The 22,486-nt window shown below is 40.7% G+C and carries 19 protein-coding genes; 12 read left to right on the top strand and 7 right to left on the bottom strand.

Annotated elements, in window-relative coordinates; all coding sequences use genetic code 11:
• Positions 1 to 270 precede the first annotated feature (270 nt).
• Together EKM65_RS02420 and EKM65_RS02415 are read left to right on the top strand one after the other, a co-directional pair.
• On the top strand, positions 271 to 888 hold the full coding sequence (locus tag EKM65_RS02420) for a hypothetical protein (RefSeq protein WP_125605141.1): 618 nt from the start codon (positions 271 to 273) through the stop codon (positions 886 to 888).
• A gap of 230 nt (positions 889 to 1,118) precedes the next feature.
• On the top strand, positions 1,119 to 2,195 hold the full coding sequence (locus EKM65_RS02415; protein WP_164506784.1) for a glycosyltransferase: 1,077 nt from the start codon (positions 1,119 to 1,121) through the stop codon (positions 2,193 to 2,195).
• A 316-nt stretch (positions 2,196 to 2,511) separates the two neighbouring features.
• Here the strand turns inward: EKM65_RS02415 and EKM65_RS02410 are convergent, their stop codons facing one another.
• The 3 genes from EKM65_RS02410 to EKM65_RS02400 all read right to left on the bottom strand — a co-directional run bounded on the left by EKM65_RS02410 (position 2,512) and on the right by EKM65_RS02400 (position 6,572).
• Positions 2,512 to 3,048 (bottom strand): sugar O-acetyltransferase, encoded by a 537-nt coding sequence (locus tag EKM65_RS02410; protein WP_164506789.1) that lies wholly within the window; start codon positions 3,046 to 3,048, stop codon positions 2,512 to 2,514.
• 105 nt (positions 3,049 to 3,153) lie between these two features.
• A complete protein-coding gene (locus EKM65_RS02405; RefSeq protein WP_125605136.1) occupies positions 3,154 to 5,241 on the bottom strand; it encodes a serine hydrolase in 2,088 nt (695 codons plus the stop codon).
• Positions 5,242 to 5,642: 401 nt separating this feature from the next.
• Positions 5,643 to 6,572: a serine hydrolase gene (locus EKM65_RS02400; RefSeq protein WP_125605134.1), complete on the bottom strand. Its 930-nt coding sequence runs from the start codon at positions 6,570 to 6,572 to the stop codon at positions 5,643 to 5,645.
• A gap of 901 nt (positions 6,573 to 7,473) precedes the next feature.
• Here EKM65_RS02400 and leuS point away from each other — a divergent pair.
• The 5 genes from leuS (at position 7,474) to EKM65_RS11595 (ending at position 13,647) form a co-directional block, all read left to right on the top strand.
• Positions 7,474 to 9,897, top strand: a complete 2,424-nt coding sequence (gene leuS / locus EKM65_RS02395; protein WP_125605132.1) for a leucine--tRNA ligase — start codon at positions 7,474 to 7,476, stop codon at positions 9,895 to 9,897.
• Positions 9,898 to 10,700: 803 nt separating this feature from the next.
• A complete protein-coding gene (locus EKM65_RS02390) occupies positions 10,701 to 12,365 on the top strand; it encodes a putative polysaccharide biosynthesis protein (protein ID WP_125605130.1) in 1,665 nt (554 codons plus the stop codon).
• Entirely contained in the window at positions 12,362 to 13,075 is a 714-nt protein-coding gene (locus tag EKM65_RS02385) for a pseudouridine synthase (protein WP_125605128.1), read from the top strand. The genes EKM65_RS02390 and EKM65_RS02385 overlap by 4 nt, the downstream gene beginning before the upstream one ends.
• A 358-nt stretch (positions 13,076 to 13,433) precedes the next feature.
• The gene (locus EKM65_RS11155) at positions 13,434 to 13,580 is read left to right on the top strand and encodes a hypothetical protein (RefSeq protein ID WP_164506779.1); all 147 of its coding nucleotides are present in this window, start codon (positions 13,434 to 13,436) and stop codon (positions 13,578 to 13,580) included.
• Positions 13,573 to 13,647, top strand: coding sequence for a putative holin-like toxin (locus EKM65_RS11595; protein WP_404803118.1), 75 nt, complete (start codon positions 13,573 to 13,575; stop codon positions 13,645 to 13,647). The genes EKM65_RS11155 and EKM65_RS11595 overlap by 8 nt, the downstream gene beginning before the upstream one ends.
• 275 nt (positions 13,648 to 13,922) lie before the next feature.
• On the opposite strand, the gene EKM65_RS02375 is transcribed toward EKM65_RS11595, so the two are convergent.
• Positions 13,923 to 14,795 carry an NAD(P)H-hydrate dehydratase gene (locus EKM65_RS02375; protein ID WP_125605124.1) on the bottom strand — a complete coding sequence of 291 codons (873 nt, stop codon included), beginning with the start codon at positions 14,793 to 14,795 and terminating at the stop codon, positions 13,923 to 13,925.
• 184 nt (positions 14,796 to 14,979) lie between these two features.
• Here EKM65_RS02375 and EKM65_RS02370 point away from each other — a divergent pair, with 184 nt between their 5' ends.
• On the top strand, positions 14,980 to 15,669 hold the full coding sequence (locus EKM65_RS02370; protein WP_125605123.1) for a VTT domain-containing protein: 690 nt from the start codon (positions 14,980 to 14,982) through the stop codon (positions 15,667 to 15,669).
• A 337-nt stretch (positions 15,670 to 16,006) separates the two neighbouring features.
• Here EKM65_RS02370 and EKM65_RS02365 read toward each other — a convergent pair whose 3' ends face one another.
• Positions 16,007 to 16,708 (bottom strand): SGNH/GDSL hydrolase family protein, encoded by a 702-nt coding sequence (locus tag EKM65_RS02365; protein WP_125605121.1) that lies wholly within the window; start codon positions 16,706 to 16,708, stop codon positions 16,007 to 16,009.
• 200 nt (positions 16,709 to 16,908) lie between these two features.
• Here EKM65_RS02365 and EKM65_RS02360 point away from each other — a divergent pair, with 200 nt between their 5' ends.
• The gene (locus tag EKM65_RS02360; RefSeq protein ID WP_125605119.1) at positions 16,909 to 17,718 is read left to right on the top strand and encodes a Cof-type HAD-IIB family hydrolase; all 810 of its coding nucleotides are present in this window, start codon (positions 16,909 to 16,911) and stop codon (positions 17,716 to 17,718) included.
• 255 nt (positions 17,719 to 17,973) lie between these two features.
• On the opposite strand, the gene EKM65_RS11150 is transcribed toward EKM65_RS02360, so the two are convergent.
• Positions 17,974 to 18,174 (bottom strand): hypothetical protein, encoded by a 201-nt coding sequence (locus EKM65_RS11150; protein WP_164506782.1) that lies wholly within the window; start codon positions 18,172 to 18,174, stop codon positions 17,974 to 17,976.
• 262 nt (positions 18,175 to 18,436) lie between these two features.
• Between EKM65_RS11150 and EKM65_RS11145 the strand changes: the two genes are divergently transcribed.
• Positions 18,437 to 19,120 (top strand): histidine phosphatase family protein, encoded by a 684-nt coding sequence (locus EKM65_RS11145; RefSeq protein WP_164506781.1) that lies wholly within the window; start codon positions 18,437 to 18,439, stop codon positions 19,118 to 19,120.
• A 193-nt stretch (positions 19,121 to 19,313) separates the two neighbouring features.
• Here the strand turns inward: EKM65_RS11145 and EKM65_RS02350 are convergent, their stop codons facing one another.
• Complete coding sequence (locus EKM65_RS02350) at positions 19,314 to 20,306, bottom strand: LacI family DNA-binding transcriptional regulator (RefSeq protein ID WP_125605115.1); 993 nt, start codon at positions 20,304 to 20,306, stop codon at positions 19,314 to 19,316.
• A gap of 357 nt (positions 20,307 to 20,663) precedes the next feature.
• Here EKM65_RS02350 and EKM65_RS02345 point away from each other — a divergent pair, with 357 nt between their 5' ends.
• Positions 20,664 to 21,611, top strand: a complete 948-nt coding sequence (locus tag EKM65_RS02345; RefSeq protein WP_125605113.1) for a carbohydrate ABC transporter permease — start codon at positions 20,664 to 20,666, stop codon at positions 21,609 to 21,611.
• Positions 21,608 to 22,465: a carbohydrate ABC transporter permease gene (locus EKM65_RS02340; RefSeq protein WP_125605111.1), complete on the top strand. Its 858-nt coding sequence runs from the start codon at positions 21,608 to 21,610 to the stop codon at positions 22,463 to 22,465. Before EKM65_RS02345 ends, EKM65_RS02340 begins: the two co-directional genes overlap by 4 nt.
• The last annotated feature ends 21 nt before the right edge of the window (positions 22,466 to 22,486 follow it).

The following is a 22,486-nucleotide window of genomic DNA, read 5'->3' as shown; positions in this document are numbered from 1 at the left end:
ATATTGTTGACGCTATTTATTTTTGCCTGGTCAACAGTGCACACTTTTAAAAATAGCTAGTTTTGTAGTACGATTTGATGGGCAGAAGGGAATAGTTCTCGGGCCACTTAGGTACAACAAAATTTCAGAAATCATGCTTGAACAGATAGTAGTGCTAGCTTTTCTAAAAGCAGGTTAGCTTTCAAAAGATCGGTTATTTAACTGAGCATAATTAAAGAGAATTCGATTGGTTTATGTGTGACTTAAAAAAGTATTAGCGGAGGTTGATTAATGTCTCGAATTGAACAGTTGGCTAGTCAACAAGGTGCAAAAGGTCAACAACTTAATATTGATCTAGCAGAGGATTTGGTTGCCAGTCACGATCTAGCTGGTATTCAAGAGATTGTGGCCGGTTTAACGGCTAAACAAAAAATTGCCAACGATTGTATCAAAGTGCTTTATGAAGTTGGTGCGCGCCAACCAGAATTGATCGCTGATAATGTGCAAGTTTTCTTGAATGGGTTAACTTCTAAGAATAATCGACTTGTGTGGGGAAGTATGACTGCCTTGGCGGAAATTGTTAATTTGAGAACTGCTGAGATTTTTGCACAAGTCGATTTGATTACTGCTGTACTTGAAACAGGCAGCGTCATTGCGATTGATAATGCAGTGACTGTGTTGGCAGAATTATGTGCTGCAAATTCCGATGATGCTGTGAAGTTGTGGCCGATTTTATTGACACATTTAACAACTTGCCGTTCCAAAGAAGTACCACAGCATGCTGAACGGACTTTGCCGGCGGTAACACCAGCCAATCAGCCTGAGTTTGTCGCAACATTACAGCAACGTTGGTCTGAATTGACCGCTGCTCAACAAAAAAGAGTGCGTAAAATGCTTAACGCGTTATAAAAGTGCTGAGTCGGATTGAAGTGGGTTAGCATCATTGGTCAAATAATTTGATTTTGCTGTGATGCTTCATTTTTGACCAGGTATTTTTGAATTAGGTCATTTTAGCCTTGCCGACTAAGTTTGACGAGAATTTGAGCATCTGGATGACTAATACACTAAAGTCACTATTCACCTTGCTGGTTCTAAGTTGTGTTACGCTTAAGCTAGTGTTAAAAGGGAGGAATATCGTGATGGTAATTGCATTTGTTACGCCGTTTCTTTCAGGGCAAGGTGGTACTGAAACTGTTTTATTAAAGGTGTTAAATTATTTAGCAGCACGGCGGCCAACTGATCATTATCAGTTGGTACTAACGGAAGGAACACAGCACAAGCAGTGGTTGCGGCGGTTGGATCAACAAGTTGAAGTGGTGGTCAACCAAACGCGAAATCAAGCAATTGTTCGTTCGTTTACGCGTCACTATATGGCCACGACTGACGCAAATATGGTGATTTGTTTAGGTTCACGGCCGATTTTTGTTGCGGCTCAAGTTCGGCGGCGTTTGCAGCGTCACTATCGGATTGTTTCGTGGATTCATAGTACGTTAGCGGATGTTAACTGGTTTGATCCGACAAGTTTAGCCGACGCTGATGCTCAATTAGCCATTAGTAGTGGTATTGCAACGCAAATGGTACACTACGGTGTTGATCCGGCGACGATTCATGTGATTTATAATCCGGTCACGCCTAGTACAGAATTAATTCCGCGTAGTGCTGCGGCTGAACCAAAGCATTTTATTTTTATCGGGCGGATTCAATATCGTGGGCAAAAAAATCTTAAGTTATTATTAGGCGCATTGCAAAATTTGCGCGGTAATTGGGTGATCGACTTTTATGGTGCCGGTTCCGGCTTAGTCAAGTGCAAGGCTTATATTAAACGTCATCCACAGTTGCGCACGCGTGTTAATTGGCACGGCTGGGTCACAAATCCCTGGCTGGAAATTAAGCAGGCTGATGCGCTGTTGTTAAGTTCGAAGTTTGAAGGTTTGCCAATGGTGATGCTGGAAGCAATGAGTCATGGCGTGCCTTGTATTTCAACGGATTGTCCTACTGGGCCGAATGATATTATTGAAGACGGCAAAACTGGCTTTCTTTACCCCATTGCCGAAATTGGTAAGCTCCATCATATTCTCAAGCAAGTCGTATCAGGTTATCAATTTGTTGATGAAGTGGCTGTTCAAAATAGTATTACTGACTTTTATGATCAGCATTACTTTACGAACTTTGAAAAAGCAATGACGGAAATTATCGCTCAAGAAATTAAAGCCTGATTGTTGTTCGCTGTTTTTGATACTTATTAAGAGAGTTGGGAAACGTGGCAAATGCTGGCTATGACAAATAAATAAACTGATCGTACACTGAAAGTGCTTGTTTAGACTAGACTAAAACGAACTCAGCTTAAATAAAGAGAGGAATCGGGATTTTTGTCCTGATTCCTCTCTTTTGAATGTTGTTGGATGTTACTGAATGTGAAAGTTCAAGTGTTTCGAAACTGCTTCGTTCGACTAAAATCTAATCGAATAAAACGGCAATGTTGATCAGCAAATACAATGCAACTTTGCGATTGCTATTTTTGAGTGAAGAATTTCAATTTTCCGCTGGGATTGTGCGTAAAATATGAGCGGGATTGCCAACAATGACGACGTTGTCGGGGAATGATTTGGTGACGACGCTGCCAGCACCAACGACGACATTTTTGTCGAGCGTGACGTTAGGCAGAATCGTGACATTACCACCGAGCCAAGCGTTATCACCAATTGTGATCGAGCCGGTTGCTTCGACGCCAGTTTGGCGCTTTGCGGGATCAAGTGGATGAATCGGCGTGAGTAGTGTTGTACCGGGACCAAATTTACAATGACTGCCAATCGTCACTAAACCTTCATCGCAGATTAAAACATTTCGATTGGCGTAAAAGTCATCGCCAACGTTAATATTTTCACCGAAACTACATTCAAAGCCAGTTTCTACGAAAAAATGTTGCCCAGTGTGTCCGAAGAGATTTTTAATTTTAGCAATTCGATCATCATTGTTTAAAAGTTGTTGGGCTTCTTGAAGAGCTAATCTGGTGTCATTACGTTTTGCCCTGAGCGTTTTTGAATCGGGATACCAATTACCTGAGATCATTTGTTGAAAAGCTGAATCCGTTATAGCCAATCAAAGTTACCTCCAAAATCATCGATTAATTAAAATGATGCGAATTAATCGTGCGCGAATTTTTGAACAATTCTTTTAAGCACCTAAAATTGAATTTGTTGCTTGTGCAAGTTGTTCAACCAATGTAATACCCGCGGTTTCACTGGAATTTTCGTTGGTGAGAATGGCTACTGTGTAGTCAACCCTTGCGCCCTGAGTTGCCGAGATGTGACCGATACTGTTAACAATCCAAGTGCCATCGGTCTGGTTCAACCAGCCGTTTTTGAGTTGGTAACTGGTCGCACCCGCTGAGACACCCCAATCTTGGCTAGCATCAACGCCAGCCATTAATTGTTGGGCGTAAGTCCGAGCCGTTTGATCTAAATAATTACCACTGTTGTAATAAAGCGCGTTTAACAATTTAACTTGATCAAGTGCCGTGGTGGTTGTGTCACCCCAAGCACTGGCATTAGCAGTACTATTAGTCATACCTAAATCATCGTAGACGTCCTGAATAGCGGTATAGCCGCCTAAACGTTTCTTCAATAAATAAGTGGTGCTGTCATTATCACTGAGTGTGATCATCTTTTTAGCGTAAAGCTTGTCAGATTCAGTTAACGTGTTGGTACCGCGTGAGTTTTGTTTGAGTAATTCAGTTAACACACTCACCTTAACAATGCTGGCGGTTCGACAAGGTGTGGTTTCAGCTACATTCGCCAAATGATAGGTCTGCCGTGTTTTACGGTTGTAAACGGCAATTTCAACTTGACTATTGGTGCTATTCAAGATTTCTTGCCAGGCATTTTGTAATTGTGTGGCAATTTTTTCTTTAGCCACTGCTTTTTTGACTTTTGTTGACTTGCTGTCCTTGCTGGCATTACTGGTACTGGACTTGGACGTCGTTTTTTGCACGCTGGTTGAAGTGGCATGGCTACTTTGATTAGCAGTAGTTGTTGCAGAACTATTCGCTGCATCATGTTTGGGCGCTGTTAATGAGACGGTCTGCGGTGTTGCGCCGTTAACAGACTGTGTTGCGCTCATTAGCGTGAAGGTGGCTGTGAGTAAAATGACAGCGACCATGGCTAAACTTAATTGCACGCGCGTTTGTTGCTTGATTGATGTCAGTACTTTTTCACAATTACGGTAAATGGCGGGATAACTACTGATAAAGAGCAAGCCGCAAACTGTGCCAATTCCCAGACTGATTAGTGAATTAAAATAGCGGTCGAGAACTAAATAGGCTGGCCAAATCAGTAAATAGAATAAATGTGCCGCGAAAACTAGACGTTCGTTACTCAAGACATTTTGTTGAGCTTGCAAAGTTTTGATGCCACGCAGCACCATGACGCTTAGTAAACAACCGAGTAAGTTGAGCACTAAAAATTGCCAATAATGGGCAATCGTAAAGAATTGACTGAGCAGGAACAGACCAATACTGCCGCCAACAATCAGAAATACCGGCTGCCGTTTTGTAGCGGCATGCGCCATTCTTGAGAAGTGTTGAGGGACTTGTTGCCAACCATACAACGTTCCTAATAGGCCACCAATTGCTAAAGGCAATAAATAAGTTGAGCTGGAAAAATAAAGTTGCGCATAACTGATTTGATTAAAGACACCGACGATTTGAATGACCAGGCCAATCAACACACCTAACAAACTCACTAGATAAGTCATGAAACGCATTTGCTGTAGTGGCTTGTTTACCTTGCGACTGAACCTTTTGATCAGTGCGGCAATGATGAAGTAGCCGACATAGAATTGGGCCAAAATGGCGATGATCCAAGTATGAAAGAAGGCATCATGAGTGTTGAGGAAGTTAATGCGGGTCGCGTTAGTTAATTCGAAATAATTATTTGAAAAACCGAAGGCGGCAATAATTTGAGCTCGCAACTCGTTAATGAGGCTGCGATCAAAGATCAAGGCAGCTGGAATAATCAATAAACTAATGCAAATAATGGGCAAGACAAAGTATTTAAAGAGATTACCTAATAAGCGACCAAAATTAATTTTAGGTGAAATCAGTGCGTGTTCAATCGTTGCTGCGGTTATCAAATAACCCATGTAAACGAAAATCAAGTCAACCGCCACAATTGAACCAGAAAACATGTTGCCCGCGAAAATATAATTCAGAATTAACGCTAAGAAAATTAAAATTACCAAGTCTACTCGATGAACCTTTGTCATCACGTCACCACCAAAATAAGATCATAAACATAGTATAAACAATTGTTACGAAATTTTCTGAGGCTTCTGCATATTTTATGTTACATTTGTGTAACTTTTACAATAATAATCACCCAATTCCGAATAATTACTCAAGAAGGTAAAAAAAGCAAATACAAACAAGCCGATGTTTCGGCTGCTCGCGAGCAAATATCGGTCTGTTTGTATCTGTTTAATTGATTTAACAGGATAAACATTAGGATATCGTCATGAATAATTAATGACGCGCTGCTTTTGATGGCGTCGATTATCTGATGAGCCTTAGCAGCTAATGCATGCTGTTAGTTTTCATCAGGACAGGTGACTTGGCGTGTCGCGCCACTATTAGTGATCAGCAGATACTTCAGCATGTCGATTTGCAATTAGCTATTTAAGATTGTATTGGTGACTTTAGCCAGTTGTTCGATTAAAGTGATGCCAGAACTTTCACTTGTATTTTGATCGGTGAGAATGGCGATGGTGTAGTCGGCGTCGTCAGTTGAAGTTGCGGAAATATGACCAATACTATTAATAATCCAACTGCCGTCCTGATCGTCTAACCAACCATTTTTGACCTGGTAGCTGGTTGCGCCTGCAGAGACACCCCAATCTTGACTTGTATCAACGGCAGCCATGAGGTTTTTAATATAGGCACGGGAATTGGTCGCCAGGTAGTTATCATCGTTGTAATAAATGGCGTTGAGTAATTTCAATTGATCTGACGCGGTGGTGGTTGTGTAACACCAGGCGGCAGCATTGGCCGTAGAATTAGTCATTTTTAAATCGGCAAAAACATTTTGAATAGACGTGTTGCCTCCCAATCGATTACTCAATAAATAAGTGGTGGCATTATTGTCGCTTTCGGTAATCATTTGTTTGGCATAGGCTTCGTCAGTACTGTTTAGCGTTAAGGTGCCTGCCATATTTTGCTTCAACAATTCGGTTAGGACACTGACTTTGACAATGCTAGCCGTTTTGATTGCAGTGGTGGCGTTGACGTTAGCCAGTTGGTAAGTATGATCGGTATTCTGATCGTAAACGGCAATTTCAACGCGACTGTTAGTGGTAGCGAGAATTTTTTGCCAAGCGTTTTTTAATTGGGCAGCTTTTTTGGTGACGGTGCTGGATTTATTGGTGGTCAATTTCTGTGCAACTTTAGTCACAACGGTCTTGGTCGTGCTAGTTGAACTCGTGGTTGTGCTGTTAGTGCTCGTTGCTTGAATCTGATGACGGTAGATTAAGGCGGTAGTCACGAGCACAACTAGGATTAGGCCCAATAATAATTTATGCTGATGTCTTTTTCTTCGACTCAAATGCAATTCATCCCTTTAATTAGATCGCGGGAATTGAAAGAAACTGGCAATTCCTGTTATCTTATCGTTGTCAGTGGAGAAAAACCAAGTTTGATTGCCTTAGTGTTGCCGTTTGGCGCTGCCAAAGTTTTTCCAACGGCGCAACTTAGATATTCAGCAGACGCAATTCGGTATTCGTTTCACTGCCAACTTTAACTAGGATTAGAATAGCTGAGATTTATGAATTAATCGGCATGATAATGTGATCGGGCTGCAAAGATTAGGTGACTTTTTGACGATATTGTGAATAGTTGTAGTGAATTTGGCAGTCATGTTGAACCTGACTAAGCTGCATGATACTTTTGGTGAGTGAGATAAAAAAACTAATTGGTTAAATCTGATGTTAAACGACATAAACCTAATGTTAAATGAAGTCGAACTTGATTTTTTTAGAGCATCTGGTGTATATTAAGTGGTGTAATCTTACTGAAAATAGTAGCTATGTTGGTTTTGTTCAGGGAGTGAGTGGTTAGTGAGAACTCATCAGACAATATGGCGAACTCGTTCAGCGGATCTTAACTTGAAATTAGTAGAGTCGAGCGTGTGCCAGCGTTAATGGTTGAGAGGGTTAATTCCAAATCTAGGTGGCACCACGGTCGCGCGTCCTATGAGCATATGCTTATAGGACGCTTTTTGTAGAGTGCGAAGAAAGTCGGGTTGACTGTCTAAATTTAAATAGAAAGATTGATGCATGCCAATGCAGCGAGATTTCCATTTGAATTTCGCACCAGCAGTTGCTTCATAGCACATTTTTAAGACGCGAAAGCACGCAAACGATAATTTCTACTAAGATTTCTGGAGACCACAGTGACAATTTTCAGTTAATTTGAACTTTAAATATTAAAAATATGGAGGTCGCAACATGACATATAATCACACCGTTGTTGAGAAAAAGTGGCAGCACCGTTGGCAACAAGCTCACGAATTTAAGACCACTGAAGATGCAAACAAGAAGAATTACTATGCTTTAGATATGTTTCCCTATCCATCAGGACAAGGCTTACACGTCGGTCATCCAGAGGGATATACCGCAACCGATATCACGGCTCGAATGAAACGGGCGCAAGGTTACAATGTCTTACATCCAATGGGGTGGGATGCTTTTGGCTTACCAGCTGAGCAATATGCTTTGCAAACCGGTCATGAGCCAGGTAAGTTCACTGAAGAAAATATTGCCAATTTTAAGCGGCAAATTAATTCGTTAGGCTTCTCTTATGACTGGGATCGAGAAGTTAATACCACAGATCCTAGTTACTATAAGTGGACCCAATGGATTTTTGAACAAATGTACAAAAAAGGCCTTGCTTATGAAGCTGAAGTTGCCGTCAACTGGAGTCCAGATTTAGGAACGGTTGTCGCGAACGAAGAAGTGATTGATGGTAAGACTGAACGTGGCGGCTTCCCAGTTTATCGTAAGCCAATGCGTCAATGGATGTTGAAGATCACGGCTTACGCCCAACGATTAATCGATGATCTAGATTTAGTTGATTGGCCGGAAAATATTAAAGAAATGCAACGCAACTGGATTGGCCGTTCTGACGGTGCAGAAATTAATTTTGACGTTGCAACCGATGCAACCGAGCAGAAGTATACTTTTACAGTCTTTACAACCCGACCTGATACGTTATTCGGTGCTTCATATATTGTGATGGCGCCTGAACATGACTTAGTCGATCAGATTACGACTCCAGAACAAAAAGCAGCCGTTGCCGCGTATAAAGACGAAATCAGCCATAAGAGTGATTTGGAACGGACTGATTTAGCCAAAGATAAAACCGGCGTCTTTACCGGTGCTTACGTGATTAATCCGGCTAATGGTGAGAAGTTACCAATTTGGATTTCAGATTATGTATTAGTTAGTTATGGTACTGGTGCTATCATGGCCGTTCCTGCTCACGATACGCGCGATTATGAATTTGCTCAGAAATTTAATTTGCCGATCAAACCAGTTCTTGAAGGCGGCGATCTGACAAAAGAAGCCTTTACCGGCGATGGTCAGCATATTAATTCTGATTTCTTAAATGGCTTAGGTAAAGATGCCGCAATTAAGAAAATGATTGCTTGGCTTGAAGAGAAACAAATCGGACGCCGCAAAATTAACTTTAAATTGCGGGACTGGTTATTCAGTCGGCAACGTTACTGGGGTGAACCAATCCCAGTTATTCATTGGGAAGACGGCGAAACAACACTTGTTCCTGAAGATCAATTACCATTACGCTTACCAAAGACTGACGATATTAAACCATCAGGTACCGGCGAGAGTCCATTGGCAAACTTAAAAGATTGGGTTAATGTTGTTGACGCCAACGGTCGTAAAGGACGTCGTGAAACCAACACGATGCCGCAATGGGCTGGTTCGTCATGGTATTACTTACGTTTCATTGATCCCCATAATTCTAAAAAATTAGCTGATTTTGACAAACTCGCAGATTGGTTACCAGTTGATCTTTATATTGGTGGCGCTGAACATGCAACTTTGCACTTGCTGTATGCACGTTTCTGGCACAAGTTTCTTTATGACTTAGGTGTTGTACCAACGCCAGAGCCATTCCAAAAATTGTACAATCAAGGCATGATTCTGGGCGACAACCACGAAAAGATGTCCAAGTCGAAAGGCAATGTCGTTAATCCGGACGAAGTGGTTGAACAGTACGGTGCTGATACGTTGCGGGTTTACGAAATGTTCATGGGACCATTGGATGCGTCAATTGTTTGGAGTGAAGATGGTTTAGCTGGTTCACGCCGCTTCTTAGATCGTGTTTGGCGTTTATTTATTGATGATGATGATAAGTTGCGTGATCGCATTACGACAATTAACGATCATCGCTTAGATAAGATTTACAACCAAACGGTCAAAAAAGTCACCGATGATTTCGAAGCGCTACGTTTTAACACCGGTATTTCTCAACTAATGGTCTTTATCAATGAAGCCTATAAGGTTGACGCGTTGCCCGTCGAATATGTGGAAGGCTTCGTTAAATTGTTAGCACCAATTGCGCCACACATGATGGCAGAAATTTGGGAAAAACTGGGCCATCAAGAAACGTTAACTTATGTTGCATGGCCAACTTATGACGAGAAATTCTTAGTTGACGACACGGTCGAAATTATCGTTCAAGTCAATGGTAAATTACGGTCGAAGATCCAAGTTGCTAAAGATATTGATCATGAAGCGTTAGAAGATTTAGCGTTGAATGACGAAAAAGTTTTGAAATTCACTGACGGTAAACAAATTGTTAGAGTGATTGTCATTCCCGGTAAGATTGTCAATATTGTTGTGAAATAAAATAGTGCTATTACTAAAAGTGCCGACGTCAGCTGAATAGCTGCGTCGGCACTTTTTTAAGCACGATTTTGATTTGCGCCGAATAAAAATTGATTCATCTCAAACCCAAGTTTTATTGTAGGTGGCAAACCCTAGAACTGTTATGTTGCTGATCTCCGTGCCTACGGGAAATACGCTGGTGGAACGCTGCGAGCGTCGATTTAAGCCGAATCAAAACCCATTCGTCTTAAATACGAGCTTTCTTGTAAATGGTAAACCATTAACAAGAATGACGCGGCTGACCGCGATTTCCCTCCGGCACTGACAAAAGAGATGTGGTGTGATTCAACTTCAAATTTGTACTTCTAAAAATTTTAGAGGAGACAACTCAACCACTCGTCAATTCAGCGCTTGCGCAAAGGTTGCCAGCTTGCTTGTTTAGTGAGGAAGCAGTGTCCGCCACGTTCCAGCGAAAGTATTTATTTTTCCTCACGGCATGCGCTACACCCCGTATCCAACCTTTGTGCAAGCGTGAAGAACCGCAACAAAATAGTTTTTAGTTTCCACTACGTTCTAGCACCAAACATCTTCTCGCCATCACGCCAACGCATCATGTTCCACAAGTAATGCAAACTCGAAAAAAATCTAACATTACAAGTAGTCGTTACAAAAAATCAACTCAAAGTTGCCAAATCGACTGACATATTTAAAACATGCTTAAATATACACAACGAAAGTTTTAATAGGTTGAGATTTAGGTTACAATGTAGACTATTCAAATATGAACATAAAATAATTTTTCAAACCATCAAAGGGGTAATCACTTGGCACGGGAATCTGATCATTCAACACGAACATCGCAAGCGGCCCAAAATAATGCTGCCGATAGTCAAGCTAGTTTAGTTAAGGGATCTGCTTGGATTACTGCTGGCAGTATTTTTTCGCGAATTTTAGGCGCAGTTTATATTATGTTGTGGCTGCCAATGATTGGCGATGCTCAAACCGGTAACTTGGCGAATTCGTTATTTGGTAAAGGTTACAACATTTATAGTATCTTCCTGCTGATTTCCACAGCCGGAATTCCTGGGGCTGTTGCGAAACAAGTGGCACATTACAACACGTTGAATGAGTATCGGGTTGGCCAGCGCCTCTTTAAAACTGGCGTTAAATTAATGCTGGTCTTAGGGGTTGTGTCCGCTGGCATTATGTATTTTGCTGCGCCACTTTACGCACAAAGCCCGCAAGAAATTCCCGTCTATCGCTCGCTTAGTGCTGCAGTTTTGATTATTCCGTTTCTAAGTATTTTTCGCGGTTACTTCCAAGGCTACTCGCAAATGGCGCCGTCCGCAGTTTCACAATTTGTGGAGCAGTTAGCGCGGATTATTTACCTGTTAGGCGCGACCTATATTATCATGGAAATGCGCCATGGTAATTATGTTGCTGCTGTTGTGCAATCGACTTTCGCTGCATTTATCGGTGCAATTTTTGGTATTTTAACTTTGGTCTGGTTTTATTTACGTGAACGTAAGAACTTCAATCATTTGATCGCGGGTTCTAATGATGACGTTCGCGTTTCACCGCGCCAGTTGATTGTTGAAATCGTCCAACAATCATTGCCCTTTATTATCCTTGGTTCTGGCATTAGTATTTTTCAATTAATTGATCAATATACTTTTTACGGCATGATGCATCAGTTCTATCTGGTCAGTGAGAAGCAATTAGATATTTTCTTTGCGATTTTTAACTTTAATGCGAATAAATTAGTGATGATTGTCATTTCATTTGCATCTGCCATGGCCACAGCGGCGATTCCATTGTTATCTGGTGCATATGCGCGTGGTGATAAGAAAGATATGGCGCAACAAATTGCGAATATTCTGCAATTATTTTTAATTGTGATGTTACCCGCTGCTTTTGGAATGGCTGCCGTTGCCAAACCATTGTACACACTTTTCTATAGTTACGATGCTTTAGGCACCCGCGTCTTGATTCTGAGCGCGTATTCGGCTATTTTCTTAGGCTTATTCACCGCGTTGGCTGCAATTTTGCAAGGCTTGTATCAAAATGGTAAAGCGATGGGCTTTTTGGTGGTTGGAATTACGATTAAATTTGCGATGCAGTATCCCATGATCGCTATTTTTAATGTTTATGGCCCCACAATTGCTACGACGATCGGCATGATTGTCACTTGTTGGTTAATGATTGATTCGCTATACCGTAATTTTCATTTTAAACTGCAACAAACGGCTCGCCGTGCACTGGCGTTGTTGGGCTTTTCGATTGCGATGTTCGTGGTTACGTTCGGCGCAGTCCAAGTTTTAGGTCACTTCTTACCAATTGAACGTAAAATTGTTTCGGCGGTCGTTTTGGCAATTGCAGTGATGTTAGGTGTATTAGTTTACGGTTACTTAGTGCTTAGAACCCGGATTGCCGACGCGATTGTTGGTGCGCGCGTTGGTGGCTTACGTGAAAGGTTGCATATTAAATGAGATTAGATCGCCGACTTAGTGAAAGTGGTTTAGGCAGTCGCAAAGAGGTCAAAGTCCTGATTAAAAAAGGACAAGTAATGGTTAACGAGACCATTGTTAAAGATGTCGGCCGCAACGTTCAAGATACAGATGTGGTTAACGTAGCAGGAACAATTGTTGGATACCAACCATTTCAATATTATTTGTTAAATAAGCCGGCTGGTTATTTGACGGCGACTAAAGATAGTCGTGCACAAACAATAATGGATCTGGTGCCAATTGATTTGCCTCATTATCGTGATTTGGCACCGGTTGGTCGTTTGGACCGTGACACAACGGGCTTGTTGTTACTTACGAATGATGGTCAGTTGGCACATCGTTTATTGGCACCTAAGTACCACGTGACGAAGACTTATCGCGCGTTAGTATCTGGACTTGTTGCTGATGAGTTGGTTGCAATTTTGGCCAAAGGTGTGAAGTTAAGTGATTTCACAACGCAACCGGCTCAGTTGAAGATTATTCAACGCGATGTGAAGCAGCAACAAACCCAAGTTGAATTAACAATTACTGAAGGAAAGTATCATCAAGTCAAGCGCATGCTACTTGCCTTTGACCACGAAGTTTTACAATTGGAGCGAGTAGCGTTTGGTCCCTTACGTTTAACAGATTTACCGCAAGGGCAGTTTCATGAATTAACCGAGTCGGAATTAGCAGCACTACGCCGAATTTAACGGTATCAAAACAGGACTGACAATTTTGCCAGTCCTGTTTTGAGCAATTAAAGTTGTGGTTGAACTTCTCAAAGACAATAAAAAATAACCGCCCAGGCAACTTTTGACGAGTTTGGGTGGTTACCATTCAAATTAAGCCAACCGTCTTTAAACGGATCTACTGGAAGAAATCTTGTTGGCGCAAGGCTTCTTTTTATACCTTCATTGTAACATGTTGTATTAGAAGTACAGTCTTTTAAGCAATGAGGACTACAATTTTGCGGATCATTTGTTGTTATGAGCATTTTCTAATTGTTATTTCAGTATAATTGCTGTGCAGAGAATGTTACTAAATGCGGCTATTAATTAAGCGCTTACCATGTTACAATCTGAATCAGTAGAACAAGTTGAAGGCGGTTGGCAAATCCCGATGCGAAAGAAGTTGATGCCTATGAATGGTATTGAAACTTTGGTTGAAAGGAGGCGCACCTTTGTCAGTATCGGAAGCACTACAACTGATGATTAGTTTTGGGATATTAATTCTCACTCTAATTAAAGTTGTGGTTGAACTTCTCAAAGACAATAAAAAATAACCGCCCAAGAAATTTTTGACGAAGTTTGAGCGATTATAACGTTTCAAATGGATGTTAACCGTCTTTAAACGGATCTACTAGAAGAAGTCTTGTTGGCGCAAGGCTTCTTTTTATATCTTTATTATAACATGTTGTATTAGAAGTACAATCTTTTAAGCAAGTAGGGACTACGATTTTGTCATTCCTTGTTCGTGAACCTAATGGTATCGAGATCAATATCTGAGTTTCATTGGTTGGCTGTTGTCGTGACACAAAAAACCAATTGTTCTAGTTTTTTAATTAATAAATCCCACTTTAGATTGTTGTTCAGTTATTTCACTATATTTTTTCATCAGCCCTGAAACTTGTTCGATTAAATCGCTAGGAAGGGCGACATATTGTTCTTCACCAATTAATTGACCAGCTAAACCATGTAAATAAACACCGGCGAGAGTTGCCGATAATGGTGCTTTAAATTGAGCAATCAGAGCAGCTAAAATTCCGGTTAATGTATCGCCCATTCCGCCGGTTGCCATAGCTGCTGTACCGCTAGTATTCTGATAAATTTCACCATTGGCGTAAATTTCGGTGCGATGTTGTTTCAAGACTAGAATCGTTGTTGCAGGAAATTTCTCTGCTAGTACTTTTTGATTAGTTGCAGGAGTCTGCTTAGCAATTTCAATCTTGGCAAGATGATGCCATTCTTCTTGATGTGGGGTCAGAATAATTTGGGCGGGGCAGTCAAGGTCAATCTGTTGTTCGGCAATCAACGTCAAGGCTGACCCGTCAACAATCAATGTTTGCATGGCGTGAACATGGCTGAGTGTTAAATTGAGCAAGTCTTGAGCTGTCGCATCTAAGCCTAATCCAGGTCCAATGACAATCACGTCACCTTGTTTGATCAGATCCAATAACGTTGCAGTGTCAGCCCAATCCAGAAACATAATTTCTGGATGGCGCGCGTGCAAGGCATTGCGATTAACAGCATCCGAAGCAAGAGTAATTAATCCTGCGCCAGTTAATAAAGCGGCACTGGCACTTAAAATCCCTGCACCACCATAAAGTTTTGCACCACCGATAACTAACACTCGACCATAATTACCTTTGTGGGTTTCTGGTTGGCGTGGTGTAATCACTTGTGTCAAAATCTGGTCCGTTAACTCAATCATGACGTACCTCCCAATTGCGATCTATTTTTCAACACACTATCAACGATGCTGTCTGATAAATTATCGTCAGCAACGAGTCGTTTATCCATTTGGCTATATTTATGACTAGAACTAGTCCATAATTAACAGTAGCGAGTGACAAATAAAGTTAGCGTGATTTAAGAATTAATGATTTGGAGTAAATATGAAAACATTGCGACGCATCTTATTATACGCTTTAGCAGCCGGATTGGTTTTAGTCTTGATCTATGGCATATATCACCATTTTGAAAATGAGATTCAAGCGTTTTTGCATAGCTCTAAAGAAACGCAGCAAGCAACCGGTCAACGTTTATTGCGCTCGATTCGCCAACATCAACGCGACCCATTCGTTTTGACGTTAATTATTACATTGATTGCGGTCATGACGGCGATACCATTCATGCCGATTTCAATTGTCTGTATTGCAATTGGTGTCGGTTATGGTGGTTTAATTGGTGGCCTCATTAATGCGGTGGGTATTAGTTTGGGAAATTTAGCCGTTATTGGCATCTTCGAATTAACCGGACTATCGCGCAGAATTGCAGCTCATGATTCACGAATTATTGACGACATTGCTAAAATGCACCAACCGTTATTAGGGCTAACAATTGGCTACAGCGTACCGTTTATTTCAACATTATTTGTCGATGTCACCGCGCTGCATTTGAATTACACACTACGCCAACTTTGGTTACCAGTGATTATTGGTAGTTTACCAGTTGCATTTATTTATGCCTTCGGTGGTAATTTATTTAACAACGGGGATTTACGAGTCGGAATCTTTATTTTAGTGGCAATGGTCTTGTTGGCGTCACTGACAATTCTAATCAAGCAAGATCGTAAACAGAGCTGAGTCGTCATAGTTGGTCAAAAATGATTAAGAGACGCTGGGGATTAGCATTGAAATGTCCTCAGCGTTTTTGTTTGGGGCCGGGATGAAAATGTCGGTTTCTTGTTTGAGGCGTGCTCAAGCCAACTGGGTGTCATGTATTTAAGCGTGAATCTCCTTGCGTTAACACGCAATGATCTTCCCGTTTAAATCCATACCGCCAACCCGTTGCTTTTCGCACTCTGACTGAAACGTGCTCAAAGCAACTGGCGGAAGTGAATTTAAGCATGAATCTCCTTGCGTTGACACGCAATGATCTTCCTGTTTAAATTCATACCGCCAACCCGTTGCTTTTCGCACTCTAGTTTTTGGTGGCGATCATTTCGGTTAAAATTTTTCTGAATCGTGGTGTCCAAATGTCGCGATAGCCTAATTGGGTGGGGTGGGCGTCGTCGAGCATGGCGGCGGGATGGGCGGTTGTTTCTTGTTGCACTTCAGTGTCATGGTTTAAATCTAATATTTCAAAATCCCATTTATCTGTTAATTCATATAATTGTTGGATTAACAGTTGATAATCGGTGTCTTTATCGGTGCGTAAACACGTGTAAAATAGAACTGGACAATGCCAATGTTGTTGAACATATGCCAAAATTAATTCCAGTGCGCCAGTGGTTGTTTCAACATCAAAGTCAGTTAATTGGTTACCCGCGCTAATTTGGCCCAGTTGTTTATCATGACGGGTATCGTTAGTGGAAAGTTGGCAGACAAAAGCGTCGTAATTGACGTTTTGTGGAATTTCATCTTGTAGACGGGTAAGATAACCATTTGTACTCTTGCCGGCCAATGTGGTGCCATTAACGGCCGATTTGACGGCAATTAGATTGTCTTGGGACACCAAGTAGTCGACGAACGATTGATCAAGTGATCCAGCACCAAGTGTAATTGAGGAGCCTAAAAAAGCAACATGTTGATTTGCTAATGGTGAATTGGGCAAGTGTACGGCATTCTTTGGTGCATATTTTACTGCGTTACCTGGTAAAGCGGCTAAATTATCGTGAGACATTTTATTAATTCCCCCAAGAAATCGATTTCATTATTGGCTTTATTTTACCGCAATTTTCTAAATTTACGCAGTCGATTTTAAACAATTCAGTAATAGTTTTCAAACAACTTGCAGTGTTAGTCCGCTTTTTGCGAATAAATCTTGCCGTTACATTGATTATTGGCTAAACTAAGACTATTAGAATTTTCAGGAGGAACATTTTGACACCGAAATTAATCGCGTTAGACTTAGACGGCACGACGCTTAATCAAGAAGGTCGACTTTCACCACTGACGAAAAATGTTTTGCAAGCAGCACAAGCGGCAGGGCACAAAGTGATTGTTGCCACTGGCCGTCCTGATAGCATTAGTGAACCGATTTATGATGAACTACAATTGCAGACACCGATGATTAATTTCAATGGTGCCTTAGTGCATGTTCCTCATCAAGCGTGGGAATACGAGTATATGCAAACCTTGCCGACACAAACTGTTAGCTCGTTGTTGTCGTTGCGCGCTGATTTCCCAATTAAAGTGATGGTCGCTGAGGGTAAAAAGATGTTATTGGCGGATCGCCCTTATACAAATTTGCCGTTCTTGCCAGACATGCCACATCCTGAACATTTATTAGGAAAAGATCCATTGCAACAGGCACCAATTTCAGTGACAATGTTTGTGGAAGAAAGTCATGTTCCAGCGTTACGGACTGCCATTCAAGCGAAAAAATTTCCGGTTAGCGTACAAAGTTGGGGTTCCTGGAGTGGTGAAAATGCGGCTCTAGAAGTTGTCACCGAGCATATTAATAAGGCAGTTGCGCTTGATTTTGTCACGCAAAAGTTGGGTTTCAAGCAACAAGATGTGATTGCTTTTGGTGACGATGATAATGATCTTGAAATGTTGAATTACGCCGGTTTAGGTTTAGCGATGAAAAACGCCAATCCTAAAATTCTCGGCCGTGTGCCACGTCAACTTTCATTAAGTAACGATGAAGATGGCGTTGGTCGGTTCTTAGCAGAGTATTTGGAATTGTAGGCCATAATCCACTGATTTAAGGTGCTAGAAACTAGAACTATTATGTTGCGGTTCTCCGTGCCTACGGAAAATGCGCTGGTGGAACGCTGCGAGTTTGATTTGAGCCAAATAAATTTGTCTCAAATACAAACTTTCTTGTAAGTGGTAAACCACTAACAAGAATGACGCGGCTGACCGCGATTTTCCTCCGGCACTGACGAATGTGCATTAGTGCAACTAAACTTCAAGTTTATGCTTCTCAAAATTGGGGCATATTCACCCACTCATCAATTCAGCGCTTGCGCAAAGGTTGCCCTCTTGCTTGCCTAGTGAGGGAAAATAAATACCGCTCAGTGGTGAAATTGTTGTTAGTAATTTATTACTTACAAACAAGACCTGTCTTGAAGACAATTTTGCAAAAATTGGCTTCAAGCAATGCCCACTACGTTCCGGCGCTAAGTATTCTTTCGCCGCCACGGCAACGCACACGTTCCGTATACAACTTTTGCGTAAGCGTGAAGAACGACAACAAAACAGTTTTAGTTGCCACTATCCTAATCAAGTGGGTTTACCACTACGTTCCAGCAAAAGTATTTATTTTCCCTCACGGCACGCGCTACACCCCGTATCCAACCTTTGTGCAAGCGCGGAGAACCACAGAATAACAGTTTTAGTGCACGTCATTGTATCGTCACATATTTTTCAATACGTTAGCAATAATAGAAAGGGATTTAGTTCATTGCAAATTTATTTAACGCGTCATGGTCAGACTTTATTAAATCGAACGAATCGAGCTCAAGGCTGGTCGGATGCTTTGTTGACGACTAAGGGACGTACGGATGCGATTGCTTTAGGCCGTGGCTTAAACCAACAGAATTTACGTTTTGATGCTGCTTATAGCAGCGATCTAACACGCGCTGTCACAACGGCTAAGTTAGTTTTACATGAAATTCACCAAGATGAGCTAACTTTGCAAACGAGTGCGGATTTTCGAGAAGAATGTTTCGGCTATTTTGAGGGCGAAACAGCAAATGTCATGTCTCAAGAATTATTCAAGATCGACTCGTATCGCGCCGCAGTAACTACTTATCACAAAACCATGCGCGATCTTGCTGACGGGATTGCGACTAAATTCAATGCGCAAACACCTGAAGAAGGTGAAAGCTACGTTGTTTTACAAAAGCGATTGATGCACGGCTTGCAGTCTGTCATCAATGCAGCAAAACAAAGTCAATATGAAAAAGTTCTGATTGTTTCTCATGGCAATGCGATTACGACCATCTTGAATACATTAGGCCAACAATTGACCGAGCCATTGCACAACGCCAGTGTTTCCATTCTCGTTCCAGAAGCCGACGGTATTAAAGTAGCAGCTATGGACGATGTTGGTTATATTGAGCAGGGCAAAGAACAACTCTTTTAGTAAATGGCATGAATGAAGTTTAAAAAAATGAGATAAAATTGTAATTCTGTTTGTTTATCTTACCGTAGGATAAAAACTCAAACGCGAAGGTTTTAACGAGATCGCTCTGTTCGACCAAAAATCTGGTCAAGCTGAGCGATCTTATTAATTAGCAACACTACTTAGATTTTGATTCATTTTTTGTACTAACCAATTAATTTGGTTTTGCAAAGGCAATCGAATGTCGCTGCATCAATGTGGTTGGAACAGTAATCTTTTGTTGGTGATTTGGCTGAGAAACGGTCAAATAACTATTAACAATTTCATGAGCCCATAGTTTTTTATCAATGTTAATGGTTGTTAGTGCTGGTGTTAAGTGTTTAGCAAAGAAGCTGTTATCGAAACCAATTACACTAATGTCTTTGCCCACAGTTAAATTAAGATCCGCAGCAGCTTGATAAACACCAAGAGCCATGCCGTCGTTGAAGCAAACAAACGCATCATAAAGTTGATTTTCTAATAAATGCTTTGCAATTGAATAGGCATTTTCAGTTATAAAGTGCGCATCGAAAATGCGAATTTGGAAATCATCGCGTTGATACAACTGCTGATATGCCTTTTCCGCACTAGAATAACGTTCAATGTCATTGGCCGAAGTTGGCAGACCTTGAATAAAACAAACTCGTTGATGTCGTGACTTATAGATTTCAGACACGGCTAATTCCATGCCCAATGTATTGTCCATTTGAACAACATTGGAGTTATTAAGACGATCGATGTCAGATAATAGTATTATTTTATTTTGAAAAAGATCGGTTAGCGTTTCTAACTGATCAGTTGGAAAATCACGGTTTAAAATGATGCCACCATCAAAAATATTAGTTTTAAGTACAGCTGGTAGCTCACCTTGTAAGACTAGAAGTTGATAACCTCGTTGTTCAAAGTCTTCTTCTATTTCTGACAAAATACTCGTGTTAAATACACTTGATAGTGTGTTGACTAAGGCGAAAACAAGCTTCGAGTTTTGTGTGCGCAGACTTTGAGCCATAATGTCAGGTGTATAGTTTAGTTGATTGGCAATTGCAAGGACTTTTTCTTTTGTGACTTTGCTTACAATATCGCGACCGTTCATGACATAAGAGACAGTTGCGACAGAGACATTTGCAAGCCTTGCGATTTGTTTAAGTGTTGCTTTTTTGGCGGTCATTAGCACTGGGTACTCCTTAAGATTGATTGCTATAATTATAACACATTAAATTGCTGTTATAGTTTAAACGTTTAAATTTTAAAATTATATTTTCGATTTCAATACATCGTGGAGGTGGACAAATGACTTTTTTCTCGTCATTGCATTGATTCTTTCAGGCTTCATCATTCCAGACAGATATGAGGGCTGGAAGTTTCCATGCGAGATTGTGACATTTATCATCATGTTACTGCTGATATGGCAATTACCAATCAATCAGATTCTAAGATACATCATTGCAGTAGCGGCTTTAATTTATGCGATAACTGTAATAATTTCGTATTTGAAAAGTCATCCGCTGCGAAAGGGGAGGTTATAATGCAGCAAACGGTAAATTTTTCAAAGGTGTCGCAAAAAAAAGTGAGTCGGAAGCGTCACAGTAAACTTGATAAAAATTATTATGGCTACTTCTTCATCGCACCGTTCTTCATTGTCTTTTTAATTTTTGGATTGTATCCAATCCTTTATACATTGTACTTAAGTTTTACGTCATACGATGGTTTTGCGGATCCACAAATTATCGGGTCAGTAAACTACATGCGAGTTTTTAAAGATCCACAATTTTATGAAGCATTGAAAAATACATTGATTATGTGGGTTATGGGTGTTATTCCACAATTTATCTTTGCCTTTGCATTATCCGCAATTTTTTCTTATAACCGAATTAAGGCAAAAGGTGCGTTGCGAGCGTTGTACTATTTACCACGCTTAGTAACAGCCGTTTCAATTTCCGCATTGTTTAACCAATTTTTAAGTTATCCATCAGGTTTGCTAAATCAGTTCTTATTGAAAACCGGTTTGATTCATGATTCAATTAACTTTTTGTCAAACCCAATTTTTGCACAAGGTTCCGTCGGTTTCATCCACTGGTGGATGTATTATGGCAATACCATGATTATGGTTATGGCGGGAATGACTGCAATTTCACCAAGCTTGTATGAAGCTGCAAGAATCGACGGTGCGAATTCTTGGAACATTTTCTGGAAGATTACGATGCCGTTACTTCGTCCAATAACATTGTATGTTTTCTTAACATCAATGATTGGTGGTTTACAAAGTTTCGATGTTCAACAAATCTTGACTGGTGGTTCTGGTGCTCCTCAGGGTAAATTATTGACTGTTGTCATGTATCTCTACAATACGGCGTTCCAATATAACAACTATGGTTATTCAGCGGCAATATCGTATTACTTATTCTTCTTCATTGTCATTATTTCTTTAGTTGTCTTCATTGGTCGCTTTAGAGGAGGTAAATCAAAATCATGAATAATGAGGCAGATGTTAAATTAAATCATCAAAAAATCCATTCTAGAAAAGTTGGCATGTACGTCTGTCTGATTTTGTTAGCACTTGTCAGTTTTGCACCATTTTATTTAATGCTGACTAACGCAACCCGTAGCACAGGTGACATTGTTTCTGGCTTTTCATTTTTCCCAGGTAATAATATTGCCCAGAACTTTCGTGAAATTCAGCAACGTGTTGATGTCATTGCGGCATTTAAAAATAGTTTGATTATTTCTGGGTTTAGCACACTGTTAACATGTTACTTCTCAGCGTTAACTGCTTACGGTTTTGTTGCTTATGATTTTCGCGGTAAAGGGGTTATCTTTACAATCCTGCTTGTGATCATGATGATTCCTGGGCAGGTTAGTATCGTTGGTTTCTACAAAATGTGCAAAGGGTTGAATATGGTTAATACATTCTGGCCTTTGATTTTACCATCAATTTCCTCGGCGACAACCGTTTTCTTTATTAAACAGTATGCCGAGACAGCCTTATCAAGAAGTGCGATTGAATCAGCAAGAATTGATGGTGCGAGTGAGTTTATGATTTTTAATAGAATTGGTTTACCAATGCTTTCTCCCGCCATTTTTACAATGGGTATTACAGGCTTCATTGCAAGTTGGAATAATTATATGATGCCTTTGATTTTACTTTCTGATCCAAAGAAATTCACTTTGCCATTAATTATTCGTGCGTTGAACGCTGATGCTCAAGACCGAACGGTTGGTGGTATGTACCTTGCAATTGCAATTTCAGTTGTTCCAATTATGATTGTTTTCTTCATGTTTTCTCGTTACATTATTGACGGTGTAAATGCCGGTGGCGACAAAGGGTAGTCACCTTATAAGGAGAGGTTA

This window comes from Lapidilactobacillus bayanensis, assembly GCF_003946695.1.
Lineage (GTDB): Bacteria > Bacillota > Bacilli > Lactobacillales > Lactobacillaceae > Lapidilactobacillus > Lapidilactobacillus bayanensis.
Note: the sequence above shows the minus strand (reverse complement) of the source record. Positions and strands in the feature narration are given on the sequence as shown.